The following is a 17049-nucleotide window of genomic DNA, read 5'->3' as shown; positions in this document are numbered from 1 at the left end:
AGACTACGGAACATTTCCGAGAGCACGGAGCGTTCATGGGTATTCGCGGTAGGGATCGTCAGATCGACAACATCGAGTTCAACGTCAGCGACATCGCGCGCAGCAAAGCATTCTACGCAGCGGTGTTCGGCTGGAAGTTCACCGATTACGGGCCAGCCTACACCGAGTTCAGCGACGGCCGGCTGACGGGTGGTTTCACTACAGGTGAGCCCGTGCGGCCAGGAGGGCCTCTGGTCATTCTCTATGCAGATGACTTGCAGGTCACCCAGCGACGGGTGCAAGCAGCGGGCGGCACCGTCAGCAGGGCAGTGTTCGCGTTTCCGGGCGGTCGCCGTTTTCATTTCACCGATCCGGATGGGTTCGAGTTGGCCGTGTGGACGGCCGACGCCTGATGGCCAACCACAAGATTGAAATCCGTCGTCGCAACGTCGAAAAGATTCTGCAGGCTGCCGAGCGCGTATTCGCCGAAAAGGGCTTCGCTGCCACTTCCATGGGCGATATCGGCGAACAGGCGCAGCTGCCGCGCTCGAATCTTCACTACTACTTCAAGACCAAGGACGACCTGTTTCGAGCGGTGCTGCAGGACTTGCTCGAAGTCTGGAAGCAAGACGCGTTGAGCTTCGAGCACTTCGATGACCCTCGCGTCGTGCTGACCAGTTATATCCGCGCGAAGATGGCACACTCCCGTTCACGGCCGCTGGGCTCGAAAATCTGGGCCGAGGAGATGCTGCACGGTGCGCCGGTGCTCAGGGCGGACCTGGATGAGAGCCTGGTGCCCTGGGCCAGGCTAAAGGAGGCGAAGATCCGCCGCTGGGTGGAGGAGGGGCGCATTCTGCCGGTGCAGCCGTCGGCGCTGCTGTACATGATATGGGCATCGACCCAGCATTATGCCGACTTCGGTTACCAGGTGGCCTTGCTCAACGAAGGCGAGCCGCTGTCCGACCGAGACTTCGAAAACGCTGTGCAGACGGTCACCCGTGTAATCCTGCGAGGTATTGGGTTAGAGCCTTGAGGCGTCAGACGGCTGTTGACTGCCACTGGCAGAGGGCGTGCAGCGGTCCCGGCGCACGATGATGCGGGGAGTATAGACCCTGGGGCCGCTGGGCGGCCCCAGGATTTGAGCCGTGAATCATAAACATCAGGGCCCATGTGCGCCCCACCGCGACGGATCCGGCGTCTGGCGAAACCGCGCCTGCATCCACACTCCCTACCCTCAGCCAACCTCCCGATACGGGTTGCGCGGGTCCTGCGTCCAGTTCAGGTACGGCTTGCCGGTGTCTTGTGCCACCATCTCGATGCAGTCTTCAACGGGACAGGTGATCTGGCATAGATTGCAGCCTACGCATTCCTCTTCGATCACGCTGTAGGCATGGGTACCGTCGGCCTTCACCGTACTGGCGATGGCCTGGTGGGAGGTATCCTCGCAGGCGATATGACACCGGCCGCAACCAATGCAAGCGTGCTGATCGATGTGCGCAATGGACTGGTAGTTGATGTCCAGGTACTTCCAGTCAGTGGTGTGACCGACCGCCTGGCCTCTGAAGTCTTCAAGACGGGCATGCCCATGCTGGTCCATCCAACGTGCAAGGCCGTCCTTCATGTCCTCGACGATGCGAAAGCCATGCAGCATGGCGGCGGTGCAGACTTGAACCGCGCCGCTGCCCAGAGCCACGAACTCGGCAGCATCACGCCAATTGCCGATACCGCCGATCCCGCAGATCGGCAAGCCCTGGGTGGCGGGGTCGCGGGCGATCTCCGCAACCATGTTCAGGGCGATGGGTTTGACGGCGGAGCCGCAGTAACCGCCGTGCGTGCTTTGGTCGCCGACAATTGGGTGGGCCACCATGCGGTCCAGGTCCACGCTGGTGATGGAGTTGATGGTGTTGATCAGCGATACCGCATCAGCGCCGCCTCGATGCGCTGCTCGAGCCGACTGGCGAATGTCGGTGATGTTGGGGGTGAGCTTTACGATCACCGGCAGTGAGCAGTGGGTCTTGCACCAGCGGGTGACCATCTCCACATACTCAGGCACCTGGCCCACCGCCGCCCCCATGCCCCGCTCGGGCATCCCGTGGGGGCAGCCGAAGTTCAGTTCGATTCCATCGGCCCCTGTGGCTTCTACCAGTGGCAGGATGAATTTCCACGATGCCTCCTCGCACGGCACCATCAGCGACACGATCAGTGCACGGTCCGGCCAGTCCTTCTTGACCTTAGTGATCTCCCGCAGGTTGATTTCCAGTGATCGATCGGTGATCAACTCGATGTTGTTGATGCCCTGAACCAGGCGATTGGCGCCGAAGTGCGCCGAATATCGCGATGACACGTTCACCGCTGCTGGGTCTTCCCCCAGTGTTTTCCAGACCACGCCACCCCAACCCGCTTCGAAGGCGCGTACCACGTTGTAGGCCTTGTCGGTGGGCGGGGCCGAGGCCAGCCAGAAGGGATTGGGGGCGCGAATGCCGGCGAAGACGATAGACAAGTCAGCCATTTACGCTGCCTCCACGTTGAGCATGAGTTGGGCATGGATGGCCTGGGCAGCTACCTTGCCATGTTGTACGGCCTGCACGGTGAGGTCCTGGCCCAGGGCGGTGCAGTCACCGCCGGCATACACGCCCGGCAGGCTGGTCTGCATGCACGCATCGACGCGAATGCGCTCGCCGTCGCGCGCCAGCTGCGCGGCGACCGGGTCCGCCACGCTTTGGTCTTCGAAGCGCTGCCCGATGGCCTTGAAGATCGCGTCGGCAGCCAGTTCGAAGGTTTCTCCAGTGTCGCCCAGGCGACCGTCTACCATTGCGGTGCGAGCGAAGCGCATGCCGCGTACCTTGCCATCGTCGCTCAGCAGTACGGCGTCGGGGCGCGCCCAGGTATGCAGACGCACCTGGTTGGCCTTGGCGATGGCTTGCTCGTGGCCCGTGGCGCCCATGTCGGACGCCCCACGGCGATACACCAGGTTGACGTCGCGCGCCCCCAGTCGGCTCATCTGCACGGCCATGTCGATCGCTGTGTTTCCGGCGCCGATCACCAGGCAACGGTCGGCCAAGGGCAACCGACTCAGGTCATCGGCCTGGCGCAGTTCGCGGATGTAGTCGGTGGCAGCCAGCACGCCAGGTGCCTGTTCATCGGGCAGGCCCAGTTGCCGCACGGCACTGAGCCCAAGGCCGAGAAAGACGGCATCGTACTGATCCCGCAGGTCACCGAGCCCCAGGTCGCTGCCCAGGCGCTGGCCATAGCGGATCTCGATGCCCCCGATGCCCAGCAAAAACGCCACTTCACGTTGGGCGAAATCATCAACCAACTTATAGCGGGCGATACCGTACTCGTTCAGGCCACCCGGTTTCTCACTGGCTTCGAAGACGACCACATCGTGCCCGTGCATGGCCAGACGATGTGCACAAGACAAGCCCGCCGGGCCGGCGCCGACCACTGCGATGCGCTTGCCGGTAGCCGGGGAGCGCTGGAAGGGGTGTTCGCTGAACTGGGCGTTGTCCAAGGCATAGCGTTGCAATTGGCCAATCAGCACCGGCGCGCATTCCTGCGCGTTGTTGCGCACGCAGGCCTGTTCGCAGAGGATTTCGGTGGGGCAGACACGGGCACAACTGCCACCGAGGATGTTGGCCGACAGGATCCGTTCAGCAGCGCCTTGCAGGTTGTCATCACTGATGCGGCGGATGAAGGACGGAATGTCGATGTCGCTGGGGCAGGCATTGATACACGGGGCATCGTAGCAGTACAGGCAGCGCGCGCTCTCCACGGCGGCCTGGCGCGCGGTCAGGGGTGGGACCAGGTCGCTGAAATGCTCGGCCAACTGGTCGCTGCCGGCCCTTGGGCGGGGCAAATGGTTCAGTGCGTCTATCACGGTGGTAGCCTCTCTTTCTTGTCGTGGGCTTGAAAAGTGGGGCGCGGGCAGCCCCGATCACCGGCACGCCGGCCCCCGCGCACGGTGTCGGCCTGAGGGGTCGGTGTTGCAGTGAAAGCCGGTCGATCAGTGTCAGCGGCTAGCGGGGCACGGGGGTGGCCCGGTGGTGTTCTGCCCGACGCTCGAGCAGTTCGTACACCGAAGGGTAGGCCGGGCGTTCGACATACCGTCCGGCACCGACTTCGGCGCGCAAGTCACCGTCGGCCCACACCACCTTGCCCTGGCTGATGGTGTGGCTGGGCACGCCGCGCACGGTACGGCCTTCGAAGATGTTGAAGTCCACCTGCTGGTGATGGGTCTTGGCCGAGAGGGTGCGCGTGCCCTGTGGGTCCCACAGCACCAGGTCGGCGTCGGCCCCGACACGAATGGCGCCTTTGCGTGGAAAGAGGTTGAAGATCTTCGCCGTGTTGGTAGAGGTAACGGCGACGAATTCGTGCATGGAGAGGCGACCTGTGTTCACACCGGCATCCCACAGTACCGCCATGCGGTCCTCGATACCGGCCGTGCCATTGGGAATGCGGCTGAAATTGTCGCGTCCCATGGCCTTTTGCTCGGCGCAGAAACAGCAGTGGTCGGTGGCGGTGGTGTGCAGATTGCCCGACTGCAGGCCGCGCCACAGCGCCTCCTGGTGTTCACGCGGTCGGAACGGCGGGCTCATTACATAGCCCGCTGCCGTGGCCCAGTCCGGGTCGCGGTAGACGCTGTCGTCCAGCAGCAGATGGCCAGGCAAGACCTCGCCGTATACCGGCTGCCCCTTGCCGCGAGCGTAGGCGATCTCATCCAGCGCCTCGCGGCTGGAGACATGCACCAGGTACAACGGCGTACCGAGGGTTTCGGCAATACGAATAGCGCGGCTGGCCGCTTCGCCTTCAACCTGGGGTGGACGTGACAACGGGTGCGCCTCGGGCCCTGTCATGCCCTGGGCCAGCAACTTGCGTTGCAGATGATCCACCAGCTCGCCGTTCTCGGCGTGCACCGTGGGCACGGCGCCCAGTTGCAGGCAACGCTCGAAGCTGGCGACCAGGGTGTCGTCAGCGGCCATGATGGCGTTTTTGTAGGCCATGAAGTGCTTGAAACTGTTCACCCCATGGTGGGCGACCAGCTCACCCATCTCCTCGGCCACTTGGTCGCTCCACCACGTGATGGCCACGTGAAAGCCGTAATCGCTGGCGCTCTTTTCTGCCCAACCGCGCCAAGTGTGAAACGCCTCCATCAGCGACTGCTGGGGATTGGGGATCACGAAATCGATGATAGAGGTGGTTCCGCCTGCCAGCCCGGCGGCGGTGCCGCTGAAAAAGTCCTCGCTGGCTACCGTGCCCATGAACGGCAACTGCATGTGGGTATGCGGGTCGATCCCGCCGGGCATCAGGTACTGGCCGCTGCCATCGAGCACATTGCAACCGACGGGTGGGTCGATGTCCTGGCCAATGGCCTGGATCAGGCCGTTCGCACACAGGACATCGGCGCTGAAGCTTTCTTCGTGGGTGACCACGGTGGCGCCACGGATCAACAGAGACATGCCGTTTTTCCTCGCAGGCTGACCGGTCTGTGCCGGTTCTTGAAATTGTGCAGGTCAGGCGGGCAGCTAGATCCTGTCAGCGCTGACAAGATTCGAGGCTAGATGCAGATTCTGGATTCGGCAAGAAATAAATCCCACGAATTTTGTGGTTTTTAACTTACTGATTAATAAAGAAATTAAATTACGAATGGCTCTAGCACAGGCGTTTCGCAAGAGATTGACTAACTTGACAAGATTGAAATTTGGTCGAAATTTCTACCCACATTCTGCGTGTGTACTCCGGCCATCGACTCGCCCCGATGAGCGAACAAATACAACAACATTCTGGAGAAGGCCCCATGCAACAGAGCAGATCGCACGAGGTTGAACGCAACGGCCTGGTAGAGCTGTGCGAAGGCCCCGACGTGCTCGACAGCCCGCGCTACAACCCCGACATCGCCCCCACCAAGGTGCATCAGCGCACCTGGAACAGGTGGCACATCACCGCCCTGTGGGTGGGCATGTCCATCTGCGTGCCTACCTACACCCTGGGCGGCGTGCTCACGGCGTATTTCGGTCTGAGCGTGGGTGAAGCGTTGCTGGCCATCTTGCTGGCCAACCTCATCGTGCTGATTCCACTGACGCTCAATGCCTTTCCCGGCACCAAGTACGGCATTCCATTCCCGGTGCTGCTGCGTGCATCCTTCGGCATTCTGGGTTCCAACGTACCGTGCCTGGTGCGGGCCGTGGTCGCCTGCGGCTGGTTCGGGATCCAGACGCTGTTCGGCGGGCTGGCGATTCATCTGTTCCTGGGCTCGGTATTCGAGGGCTGGAAGGCCCTGGGCGGCACCGGCGAGGTGATCGGCTTCATGATCTTCTGGTGCCTGAACCTGTGGGTGGTGCTGCGCGGTGCAGAATCGATCAAGTGGCTTGAAACCTTGTCAGCGCCTTTGCTGGTATCGGTGGGTGTCGGGCTGCTGGTGTGGGCGCTGCCGCACATGTCCATGACCGAACTGTTGGCCCAGCCACCGAAGCGTCCTCAAGGGGCCAGCGTGGTGGGTTATTTCTGCGCAGGGCTCACTGCCATGGTGGGCTTCTGGGCCACCCTGTCGCTGAACATCCCGGACTTCAGTCGTTATGCCCGCAGCCAGAAGGACCAGATTCTGGGGCAGATATTCGGCTTGCCCCTGACCATGTTCCTGTTTGCCTCGCTGGGTGTGGTGTTGACGGCGGCCTCGGCCTCATTGGTGGGCGAGACCGTTTCCGACCCGGTGACGCTGATAGGCAAGATTCAGAGCCCCTTCTGGGTAGCATTGGCCATGGCCCTGATCGTGATCGCTACCTTGTCCACCAACACGGCGGCCAACATCGTCTCGCCCACCAACGATTTCCAGAACATTGCACCGCGCCTGATCGGGCGCAGCCGGGCGGTGTGGCTGACCGGTTTCATCGGACTGGCGCTGATGGGCCACGAGCTTTTCAAGAAGCTGGGCTGGATCGTTTCCGACATCAGCCTTGAAAGCGTCTATTCCAACTGGTTGCTGGGGTATTCCAGCCTGCTCGGTCCCATTGCAGGGATCATGGTGGTGGATTACTTCCTGGTACGGCGTCAGCACCTGGATCTGGCCGGGCTGTATCGTGATGACGTCTATCCTGCGTGGCACTGGCCGGGCTTCGCGGCCTTTGCGCTGCCGGTGGCGCTCACGGTGCTGGCCATTGGCAACAGTTACTTCAGTTGGTTCTACGACTATGGCTGGTTCACCGGCTCGCTGCTCGGGGCTGGCTTGTACTACGTCTTCGCTGCCATGGCCGCCCCTAGCCCGACGCGCATGGCCAAGCCTTTGCCTTGAATACCTGCTCGTCGCAGTGCGGGCAGGCCCGCGCCGTGGCTTATACATCCGACAAGAAAAGCCTGAGGAGAGACCTATGACCCGCGCTCAAGACGTTCTTCAATCGACTGCCCGTCATGTCGATAGCGCACGCCTGTGGCAATCGCTCATGGACCTGGCGCACCTGGGCGCCACGCCCAAGGGTGGCGTATGCCGACTGGCCCTGACCGACCTGGATCGCCAGGCCCGCGACCTATTCGTGCAGTGGTGCGAAGCGGCAGGGTGCACGGTGACGGTCGACGGGGTGGGCAATCTGTTCGCCCGCCGGCCAGGGCGCGATGCCGCACTGCCTCCGGTAATGACGGGCAGTCACATCGACACCCAGCCCACCGGTGGCAAGTTCGATGGCTGCTACGGGGTCATGGCCGGGTTGGAGGTCATCCGCACCCTCAACGACCTGGGCGTGGAAACTGAGGCCCCACTGGAGGTGGTGGTGTGGACCAACGAGGAAGGCTCACGCTTTGCACCGTGCATGATGGGCTCGGGTGTCTTTGCCGGCAAGTTCAGTCTCGAGCAGACGCTGGCTAAACGCGATGCGCAGGGGATTAGCGTGGGCGAGGCGCTGAATGAAATCGGCTACGCCGGCAGCCGCGCGGTGACGGGCCATCCGGTGGGCGCGTATTTCGAGGCCCACATCGAACAAGGCCCGATCCTGGAAGACCAGGCCAAGACCATCGGCGTGGTGCTAGGCGCCCTGGGCCAGAAATGGTTCGACCTGACCTTGCGTGGGGTGGAGGCCCATGCTGGCCCAACGCCCATGCACCTGCGCAAGGATGCCTTGGTCGGCGCCGCTGCCGTGGTCGAGGCTGTCAACCGCGCCGCCTTAGGTCACCAGCCGCACGCCTGCGGCACGGTGGGCTGCCTGCAAGCTTATCCTGGCTCGCGCAACGTGATTCCAGGTGAAGTGCGCATGACCCTGGATCTGCGTCACCTCGAAGGAGACCGGCTTGAGGGAATGATTGCCGAGGTTCGCAGTGTGATTGAACAGACCTGCGAGCGGCATGGGCTGACGTATGAGCTGGTGCCGACCGCAGATTTCCCGGCCTTGTATTTCGACGACGCTTGCGTGAGTGCGGTACGTGAGTCAGCCCAGGCGCTGGGATTGCCGCACATGGATATCGTCAGCGGGGCAGGGCACGACGCGATCTTCCTGGCTGAACTTGGGCCGGCTGGCATGATTTTCGTGCCGTGCGAAAACGGCATCAGCCACAACGAAATCGAGAACGCCACGCCTGAGGATCTAGCGGCAGGGTGTGCCGTGTTGCTGCGCGCCATGTTGGCGGCGTCCGAGGCGGTGGCCAAGGGGCGTTTGGCGGCTTAGTTTCGGGGCTGTTCATGCTGTCGTGGACGCTGTGGGCGCTACAGTGGTCTGGTTGATGGGAGCTGCGGGGATGAAACTGTGGGCAGTGCGATGGTTTCAGCTTCGCAGTTTACATTGCCGGGTCCGCTGCGCGGCCTATCGCGGCCTATCGCGGCCGGTCCGGCGCCCCAGCAAGGCTGCTCACGGCTAGCGGTACTTGCTGAAATGTGAGGACTACGCAGATCCATTGTGGGAGCGACTGTCTTGCATATGCCGCGATGGACCGCGCAGCGGACCTCACAATCTATGACTCACCCTGGACATCCAAGGCTGTTCATACCCTACCAATACCACCCAGATACACGCTGTCCGCTCAATCGACAGGCAACAACACACCCTCACGCCCCAAATGATACCGCTGAAGATCCACGGCTAACGTGAGGTCGCCAGCATAATGCAGGGCAGCCTCCTGCCTTACGTCATCGATCGAAGGGCTGCGCCGATTGTCAGCCTGGTAGCGCGCACTGAAGTGCGTCAGCACCAGGTTACGCACCCCGGCCGCTTGGGCAAAGCGAGCCACTGCCGCCGCAGTACTGTGGCCATAGGTCACGCCAGATCTTTCCACCGCAGGTTGCGTAAAGGTCGCTTCGTGCACCAGCACATCGGCACCTGCCGCAGCCTCGGCCAACAGCTCGGGCGTGTCGTTATCGCCGCAAACAATGATGCGGCGGGCAGCTCGACCAGGCTGCAGGTAGTCCGCCGCTTGCAGCTCACGGCCTTGGTGACTCACCGCCAGGCCTTTTGCTAGCGTCCCCCACAATGGCCCGCGAGGGACACCTTCGGCGTCAAGGCGCACGCTGTCCAGCCGTGGCTCGGGGCAACGCTCCTCGAAGAGGTAGCCCACGCTGGGCACGCGGTGTGACAAAGTAACGGTGCTCACCGTGACGGCCGCGTTGTGCCAGCCATTAAAATCTTCGACGGGCAACAGCCGCAGATCGAAGGACAGATGACTGTCGGTCACCGCCAGACTGATGCGCAACCACTCGTGCAAGGCCCGGGGCAACACCACATCCAAGGGTTGGCGCCGCCCGTTCATGCTCGCACTGGCCAGCAAGCCGGGCAAACCCAGGCAGTGGTCGCCGTGTACGTGAGTGATGAAAATGCCGGCCAGGTCCTGAGTCGACAGCGGTGTGTGCAACAGGCGATGCTGGGTGCCCTCACCGCAATCGATCAGGTACCAGCGTTTGCCCGTGGCCTCCAGCAGCGCCGTCGCGCTGACGTTGCGGGCCTTGGTCGGGGCACCGGCGCTGGTGCCCAGAAACAGCAGGTCCATGTCTACTCCTTGTCATGCGCCATCAAAGTCTTACTCCACGCCCGTGCTGTCAGCCTGGCGCCAGACCAGTTTGCTGGTGTCATAGCCTTGCTCGCGCGCGATGTCCAGCAGCTGGTCACGGGTCTTGTCCGGAATGGCCGGGGTGCGGGACAGCAGCCACAGGTACTCGCGGTTAGGATGGCCGACCAGCGCTACGCGGTAGTCCTTGTCATGGTAGAGCACCCAGTACTCGCCCTTGGTCAGGTCAGGCGCCAGGCGGCTGAACCAGTTGTCGAAGCGTACCCAGAGCTTGTCGGTGCTGCCCGGCTGCTGAGCTTCGGCGATGCCCTTGGCTTCGTTCCACTGCCCGTCCTTCTCCATGCAGCGGTTGGTCACATCGATGCGGCCATCGGTGCGCAGGACATAGTGAGCTTCGGATTGCACACAGTTGCGCTGGAAGAACATCGGCAGCCGTGCCAGCTCGTACCAGGTGCCCTGATAGCGTTGCAGGTCGACCTGCTGCGTGCGTGGTGGGGCAGGGTGATCGTTGCCGGCGCAGCCAACCAGGGCAAGGGCCATGCAGGAAAGCATCAATGCCTTGCGTATCGCCATTGTGTTTCTCCTGAGAGTGAGTGCTTACACAGGTTCGATGCCAGCCTCGGGCAAAAGTTGTACGCGCGTTGCTTGGCCTGAGCCGTCCGCCTATTCCCGCAGTCCCGCTTTTGGCAGACGCACGGCAACCGGGCTGCGCTACCATCGCTGTCATTGCCAGAGCCCACAGGAGTGTCGCCCGTGACCCAATACAGCGCGTTTAAGGTAGAGCTGAACGAAAACATTGCCCACGTTCAGATCAACCGCCCGGAAAAACTGAACGCCATGAATGCCGCGTTCTGGGAGGAAATCATCGAGATCTTCCAGTGGGTGGACGACACCGACGCGGTCCGGGCCGTAATCATCAGCGGTGCTGGCAAGCACTTTTCGGCCGGCATCGACCTGGCCATGCTGGCGTCGGTCGCCGGGCAGATGGGCAAGGACCCTGCGCGCAACGCCCGCACGCTGCGCAAGACCATCCTGGCCCTGCAAGCCTCGTTCAACGCCGTCGACCGCTGCCGCAAGCCAGTGCTGGCGGCAGTACAGGGCTACTGCATCGGCGGAGCCATCGACCTGCTGTCAGCCTGCGACATGCGCTATTGCAGCGGTGACGCGCAGTTCTCCATCAAGGAAATCGACATGGGCATGGCCGCGGACGTCGGCACATTGCAGCGTTTGCCACGCATCATCAACGACGGCATCATGCGAGAACTGGCCTACACCGGACGTACCGTCGAGGCCGAGGAGGCGCTGCGCATCGGCCTGGTGAACCGGGTCTACGATGATCAAGCCGCCTTGCTCGAGGGTGTGTTCGCCATTGCCCGGGACATCGCAGCCAAATCACCGATCGCCGTGGCCGGTACCAAGCACATGCTGAGCTACATGCGCGATCACCGCATCGACGACGGCCTCGAGTACATCGCCACCTGGAATGCGGCGATGTTGCAGTCCGAAGACATGCGCCTGGCCATGGCCGCGCACATGAACAAACACAAACCGTCGTTCGCCGACTGACAGAGTCGACGGGCGCACCTTACAGGAATGCCCTTATGTCAGCACGCTGGACGACCGCAGTACTCGACCCGCAAACGCCCGCCGGCTTGGCCGTGGCCCACAGCCCGGAGGGCTTTCTGGTCGGGGAAGAGGGCGCGTTGTTCCCGCGCGACTGGCTCAAGGGCCAGGGGCTGGATGTGCTGTGCGAGCACGGCATCGGTCACTTCGATGGCCAGCCGGTATTTCTGCTTGAGCTGGCCAGTGCCGGCCAGGTACCCGGTTGCAGCTGGCGGGGCCTGCGCACGTTCATGCTCGAAGGGGATGCCGAGACATACACGATCCTGGGTTACGCCGCGCAGATCGGCACCTGGGCGCGCGAGCACCGGTTCTGTGGCAGTTGCGGTCAGCCCATGACGCAAATTCGCTGGGAGCGGGCCATGCACTGCAGGGCCTGCGACCTGCGCAGCTACCCGCGCATCTCGCCCAGCATGATCGTGTTGATCACACGAGGCGACGAGATCCTGCTGGCGCGCTCGCCGCGCTTCGTGGCAGGCGTGTACAGCACCCTGGCGGGCTTCGCCGAACCCGGCGAGTCGGCCGAAGACTGCCTGGTGCGCGAAGTGCGCGAAGAAGTGGCGCTGGAGGTCAAGAACATCCAGTACGTGGGTAGCCAGTGCTGGCCCTTCCCGCACTCGATGATGCTGGGCTTTCATGCCGAATACGCCGGGGGCGCCATCGTCATGCAGCCGGATGAAATCGAGGATGCCCGCTGGTTCAATGTGCACGATCTACCGCCGCTGCCGGCTGGACGGTCGATTGCCCGTTACCTGATCGACCTGTACGTAGCCCGCCGATTGGGCCGTGCCGACCCTGCGTTCCCCGGGCAGTGACCGATCAGGCTCGCTCCAGGTCGAGACCCCAGTCCCTTACGCGTGCAGTTCCTGGCTGATCACGCCTGGCCAAACCAGTGCTGCCAGGCCAGGCGCACGGTCAGGGCCAGCACCACGGTGATGAATACGGGACGGATGAACTTGCTACCGCCGCTGATCGCCGTCCGGGCGCCAAAGAAGGCGCCGACCATGACCGACAGGCCCATGCACAGGCCGACGATGTAATCCACCTGCCCGGAAATCACGAACACCGTCAGGGCTGCGATGTTGCTGACGAAGTTCATGCTGCGGGCCACGCCACTGGCGCGGACAAGGTCGATGGGGTAAAGCAGCAGGGTGCTGACCGTCCAGAAAGCACCTGTACCCGGCCCAGCCACGCCGTCATAGAACCCCAAGGTCAGGCCTTGCGGCAGCTGCCACTTCTTGCGAATCGGGGCATCGGCGTCCAGTGGCGCCTTTGGCGTGCCGCCGAACAACAGGTACAGGCCGCAGGCGAACACGATCACTGGCAGCATCTTGTTCAGCCACTCGGCAGGCATGTAGTGCGCAACGACCGCCCCTAGCAGGGCCCCGGCCAAGGTGCCAAACAGGGCCCGACGCCACTGAGCCGGGTGAAAGAGCTTGCGCCTGTAGTAGGTGAGGCTGGCCGTGGCCGAGCCGAACGTGGAGCTGAGCTTGTTGGTGCCCAGTACCAGGTGAGGCGGCATGCCGGCTGTCAGCAGGGCGGGGGTGGTCAGCAGGCCGCCGCCGCCAGCGATGGCATCGATGAAACCGGCGACGAAAGCGACCCCTGCCAGGATGAGCAGGGTCAAGGGTTCTACGGTAAGTTCGAAGGGCATGGGAATCTGGCAGGCAATGAGACGGTATGCGACAAAACGCCGCGTGATAAGCCGGACATGTTAATACCCCGACCGCGCAAGTGCCAACGCGGGTATCAATCGAGGAACCCGCGCCAGCGTCACCTGGCTGTGATCACAAAAACCAGCGGTACTCCCGAGCACTGATCTCCTGCATAAACGCCAAGTGGTCCTGGCGCTTGTTCTCGCAATACACCCTGACGAATTCGGCCCCCAAGCCTTCGATCACCGCAGGCGCGTGCTGCATGGCCGTTACTGCGCTTAGCATGTCCTTGGGAAAGTCGATGCCGCTGGAGCGGTCTTCGTTCAACGGTGCGATAGGGTCCTGCGCGGCGTCGAGGCCCTGTTCCAGACCGCACAGGATGGCGGCCAGCACCAGGTAGGGGTTGGCATCGGCGCCGGCCAGGCGATGTTCGATGCGCAGGTTGCGGGCATCGGATTCTGGGATGCGAATACAGGCATCGCGGTCTTCGTATCCCCAGCTGGCCCGGCTGGCGGCGTTGACCATGGCGCCATAACGGCGGAAGGCATTGTGGTTGGCGGCGAAGATCGGCATGCACTGAGGCAGCAGAGACAGGCATCCGGCTACCGCCTGGCGCAGCGGACGCTGGCCATCGGCGGCCAGCAGGTTGTTGCCCCCCTCGTCATACAGGCTGACATGCACATGCATGCCGCTGCCGGGCGCATGCAAGTAAGGTTTGCTCATGAACGAGGCGCGGTGGCCGTGCTTGCGTGCGACACCGCGCGTACTACGGCTGAACAACGCCGCCCAGTCTGCCGCTTGCAGCCCATCGTTGCAGTGTCCGAAGTTGATCTCGAACTGGCCTGGCCCCAGCTCGGCGGTGATGACGTTAGCATCCACGCCTTGCACATTGGCTGTGGCAACCATGTCATGCAGTACCTCTGCGAAGCGGCTCAAGCGCTCGATGTGCAAGTTGGGCTGGTCGTCTTCATCGGCGCTCAGAGGATCGCGGGGAAACTGTGGCAGGCCCGCTGTGAGCGCGCGGTCGAACAGGTAGAACTCCAGCTCGAACGCCACGACTGGATGAATGCCGCGGCGTGCCAGGCGTTGCAGAACCCGCGCCAGCACCTCTCGGGGTTCGAACGCAATGGGCGCCGGCGTTGCGTCGCTGCTGATCAGCATCTGCCCCAAGGGGTGCGCTTCCCATGTGACGGGCTTCAACGTGCCGGGCACCAGCCGGCGCAGGGCGTCAGGGTCGCCGTCGTTGAAGCAGTAGTCGCCGATCTGGAACAGGCCACCCTGGGTGCCAAGGAGCACTGCGTTCTGGGGCAGTTTGAGCGGGCTGCCGGCGGCGACCTTCTCAAGCATGTCGATCGGGTAGCGCTTGCCGTAAAAGTGGCCTGGGATGTCGAGGCTGATAAGGTCGACATGGCGCACGCCGGGATACTGGGCACGAAAGGCGCGAACCTCAGCGAGTACGTCCGGGAAGCTCGTTTGGGCAGGCGTGCGTTCCAAGTCCGGGCTCATGGGCAACTCCACAGGCGAATAGATCCAGGGAAATGTAGCAGAGGCCGCCCAATCCGCCCGCTGTAGCCTGCATCCACAGGCTCAGGTGGACTTCTTCCTCGGTTGCCTGGCTTTACCTGCGCCACCTTTGGCACCTGCTGCCTTGCCTGAACTTGACCGGGCCTTGCCGCCGCTTCTGCGCTTTTTCTTCCAGGGCGGGGCTGCGCCCGCCGCCGGGCCGGTAATGGTCATGCGCAGGCCGCTGCAACGTTCTACCAGCTTGCCCATCCAGGCCGATTGCCGGGCCACGAATTCTTCCAGACTCATGTCGCCGCTTTGCACCATGTCCAGTGCCTGCTCCCAGATGGCAGTGGTGCCGGGGTCGGCGATAGCACGGGGGACGGCGTCTATCAGGCTGAAGGCAGCAGGCGTTGCCGCCAGCGCCTTGCCGTTCTTGACCAGGTAGCCCCGGTCCAGCAGGCCCTGGATGATGCTGGCACGAGTGGCTTCGGTACCGATCCCAGTGGTTTCCTTGAGCTTTTGTTTGAGCCGAGGGTCGTCCACCAGCTTGGCCACGTTCTTCATGGCCTTGATCAGGTCGCCTTCGGTAAAGGGCTTGGGGGGTTGGGTCCACAGGTCTTTGAGCTGGACATCCTGGACCGAGCACGCTTGGCCTTCGCGCAACACCGGGAGTACCTGGGGCGGGGCGGCTTCGCGGCCCTTGGCCGGCGTCAAGGCCTCCGGCAGGGCGCGACGCCAGCCCGGCTCGACGATCTGCTTGCCCACGGCGCGCAAGGCATAGCCTGCGCAGTCGAAGTCTGCCTGGGTGCGGTCGTACTCATGGTGAGGGAGAAACTGTGCGAGGTAGCGCGCGCGGATCAGGGTATACACAGACTTGTGCTTGGCCGGCAGGCGCCCTGGGTCGCTGGCGGCGACCGTCGGTATGATGCCATGGTGGGCACTGACCTTGGCATCGTTCCAGGCGCGTGAACGGCGCTGGGGTTGCAGATGAGGTTGCAAGGGCGCCAGGCTGGCATCAGCCCGCTGTAGCGCCGCAAGAATGGCGGGCGCTTCCCCATGCTGGCTCATCGGCAGGTAACCGCAGTCGCTGCGCGGGTAGGTAATCAGCTTGTGAGTCTCGTAAAGCGCCTGGGCGATATCCAGGGTTTCCTGGGCGCCGAGGCCGAACTTCTTCGAGCACAGCTCTTGCAGAGTACCGAGGTCAAAGGGCAGCGGCGCGGCTTCGCGCACACGTTCCGTTGCGACTTTCACGGCCTGGGCAACGCCGGCCTGCTCGATGGCGGCGGCCGCTTGCTGCGCCAACGCCTGGTTAAGGCACCGACCCTGGTCGTCGCAGACGTCCTCCGGCGCCCGCCACTGGGCCATGAACGCCTGGTTGGCATGACTTAGACGCACGTCGATGGCCCAGAAGGGCACGGGCACGAACTGTGCGATGCTGCGGTCTCGATCTACCACCAGGCGCAGGGTCGGCGTTTGCACGCGACCCACTGGTAGTACGCCCTGGTAGCCGGACTGACGACCGAGCAGGGTGAACAGTCGGCTCATGTTCATCCCGATCAGCCAGTCGGCTCGTGAACGGCCCAGCGCCGAGTGATAAAGGTTGAAGGTCTCATGCCCCGGCAGCAGGCGGGCCAGGGCCTTGCGAATCGACGCATCATCGAGCGCGGACAACCACAGGCGTTGCACCGGGCCACGGTAGCGACAGTGTTCGACCAACTCGCGAGCAATCATTTCGCCTTCGCGGTCGGCATCGGTCGCGATGATCAGCTCGCGGGCCTCTCCCAGCAGGCGCTTGACCGCCTTGTACTGGCTGGCGGTCTTGGGCTTGACCAGCATTTTCCATTGTTGCGGGATAATCGGCAGGTCGGCCAGGTTCCAGCGCTTGTAGCGCTCGTCATAGCTGTCGGGTGGGGCCGTTTCCAGCAGGTGGCCAATGCACCAGGTCACGCACACGTCGGTGCCTTGCCAACAGCCATCGCCTTTGCGATTGGCGCCGAGCACTTTGGCGATGTCTTTTGCCTGAGAGGGTTTTTCACACAGAAACAGCCGCATGACCATTGACGCTTCATCGATGGAGATGAGCGCTAGGATGCGGGTGCGCAACGAAGTAGGCAAGTTTTATGTGGATGGATGTACAGTGCGAGGCGTATCCGGATGTGCCGGTGATGTGAGCCGGCACAGGATCGGTACGTTAGCAGCGCGATTGAATACGGCTAACGGTCAGCCTGTCGCCGGCAAGCCGGCGCCTGACGGGGACGTGTACGCGCGTGAGCTTGAACCGCTCCTGTGGGGACAAGAGCGGCGGTCGCGCCGG

14 protein-coding genes are annotated in these 17049 nt (G+C 63.0%); 6 read left to right on the top strand and 8 right to left on the bottom strand.

All coding sequences use genetic code 11. From position 1 onward, the window contains the following. The first annotated feature begins 35 nt into the window (after positions 1-35). Together NMB38_RS13490 and NMB38_RS13485 are read left to right on the top strand one after the other, a co-directional pair. Positions 36-392 (top strand): VOC family protein, encoded by a 357-nt coding sequence (locus NMB38_RS13490; protein ID WP_027916209.1) that lies wholly within the window; start codon positions 36-38, stop codon positions 390-392. After that, complete coding sequence (locus tag NMB38_RS13485) at positions 392-1012, top strand: TetR/AcrR family transcriptional regulator (RefSeq protein WP_088523345.1); 621 nt, start codon at positions 392-394, stop codon at positions 1010-1012. The genes NMB38_RS13490 and NMB38_RS13485 overlap by 1 nt, the downstream gene beginning before the upstream one ends. A gap of 201 nt (positions 1013-1213) precedes the next feature. On the opposite strand, the gene preA is transcribed toward NMB38_RS13485, so the two are convergent. From preA to hydA, 3 genes are all read right to left on the bottom strand, one after another. Continuing rightward, positions 1214-2488, bottom strand: coding sequence for an NAD-dependent dihydropyrimidine dehydrogenase subunit PreA (gene preA / locus NMB38_RS13480; protein ID WP_088523344.1), 1275 nt, complete (start codon positions 2486-2488; stop codon positions 1214-1216). Further along, entirely contained in the window at positions 2489-3856 is a 1368-nt protein-coding gene (locus NMB38_RS13475; RefSeq protein WP_028686543.1) for an NAD(P)-dependent oxidoreductase, read from the bottom strand. It lies immediately after the preceding gene. 139 nt (positions 3857-3995) lie between these two features. Further along, positions 3996-5435 carry a dihydropyrimidinase gene (hydA, locus tag NMB38_RS13470; RefSeq protein ID WP_027916205.1) on the bottom strand — a complete coding sequence of 480 codons (1440 nt, stop codon included), beginning with the start codon at positions 5433-5435 and terminating at the stop codon, positions 3996-3998. 338 nt (positions 5436-5773) lie between these two features. Here hydA and NMB38_RS13465 point away from each other — a divergent pair, with 338 nt between their 5' ends. Next, on the top strand, positions 5774-7264 hold the full coding sequence (locus NMB38_RS13465) for an NCS1 family nucleobase:cation symporter-1 (RefSeq protein ID WP_088523343.1): 1491 nt from the start codon (positions 5774-5776) through the stop codon (positions 7262-7264). A gap of 76 nt (positions 7265-7340) precedes the next feature. Then, on the top strand, positions 7341-8624 hold the full coding sequence (locus NMB38_RS13460; RefSeq protein WP_111475319.1) for a Zn-dependent hydrolase: 1284 nt from the start codon (positions 7341-7343) through the stop codon (positions 8622-8624). 352 nt (positions 8625-8976) lie between these two features. Here the strand turns inward: NMB38_RS13460 and NMB38_RS13455 are convergent, their stop codons facing one another. After that, positions 8977-9936, bottom strand: coding sequence for an MBL fold metallo-hydrolase (locus NMB38_RS13455; RefSeq protein ID WP_088523341.1), 960 nt, complete (start codon positions 9934-9936; stop codon positions 8977-8979). A 30-nt stretch (positions 9937-9966) separates the two neighbouring features. Next, a complete protein-coding gene (locus NMB38_RS13450; RefSeq protein ID WP_494354805.1) occupies positions 9967-10527 on the bottom strand; it encodes a lipocalin family protein in 561 nt (186 codons plus the stop codon). Positions 10528-10707: 180 nt separating this feature from the next. Between NMB38_RS13450 and NMB38_RS13445 the strand changes: the two genes are divergently transcribed. Further along, complete coding sequence (locus NMB38_RS13445) at positions 10708-11520, top strand: crotonase/enoyl-CoA hydratase family protein (protein WP_028686540.1); 813 nt, start codon at positions 10708-10710, stop codon at positions 11518-11520. A 35-nt stretch (positions 11521-11555) separates the two neighbouring features. After that, complete coding sequence (gene nudC, locus NMB38_RS13440) at positions 11556-12389, top strand: NAD(+) diphosphatase (protein ID WP_027916199.1); 834 nt, start codon at positions 11556-11558, stop codon at positions 12387-12389. A 59-nt stretch (positions 12390-12448) separates the two neighbouring features. On the opposite strand, the gene NMB38_RS13435 is transcribed toward nudC, so the two are convergent. The 3 genes from NMB38_RS13435 to NMB38_RS13425 all read right to left on the bottom strand — a co-directional run bounded on the left by NMB38_RS13435 (position 12449) and on the right by NMB38_RS13425 (position 16787). Continuing rightward, positions 12449-13228, bottom strand: a complete 780-nt coding sequence (locus NMB38_RS13435) for a TSUP family transporter (protein ID WP_027916198.1) — start codon at positions 13226-13228, stop codon at positions 12449-12451. Positions 13229-13361: 133 nt separating this feature from the next. Continuing rightward, on the bottom strand, positions 13362-14735 hold the full coding sequence (locus NMB38_RS13430; RefSeq protein WP_033695163.1) for a glutamine synthetase family protein: 1374 nt from the start codon (positions 14733-14735) through the stop codon (positions 13362-13364). An 81-nt stretch (positions 14736-14816) separates the two neighbouring features. Further along, positions 14817-16787 carry a DNA topoisomerase III gene (locus NMB38_RS13425; RefSeq protein ID WP_242809576.1) on the bottom strand — a complete coding sequence of 657 codons (1971 nt, stop codon included), beginning with the start codon at positions 16785-16787 and terminating at the stop codon, positions 14817-14819. Between the last annotated feature and the right edge of the window lie 262 nt (positions 16788-17049).

Source organism: Pseudomonas sp. FBCC-B35 (assembly GCF_059133755.1).
The sequence above is the reverse complement of the archived record's forward strand: the minus strand, read 5'-3'. Positions and strand labels throughout refer to the sequence as shown.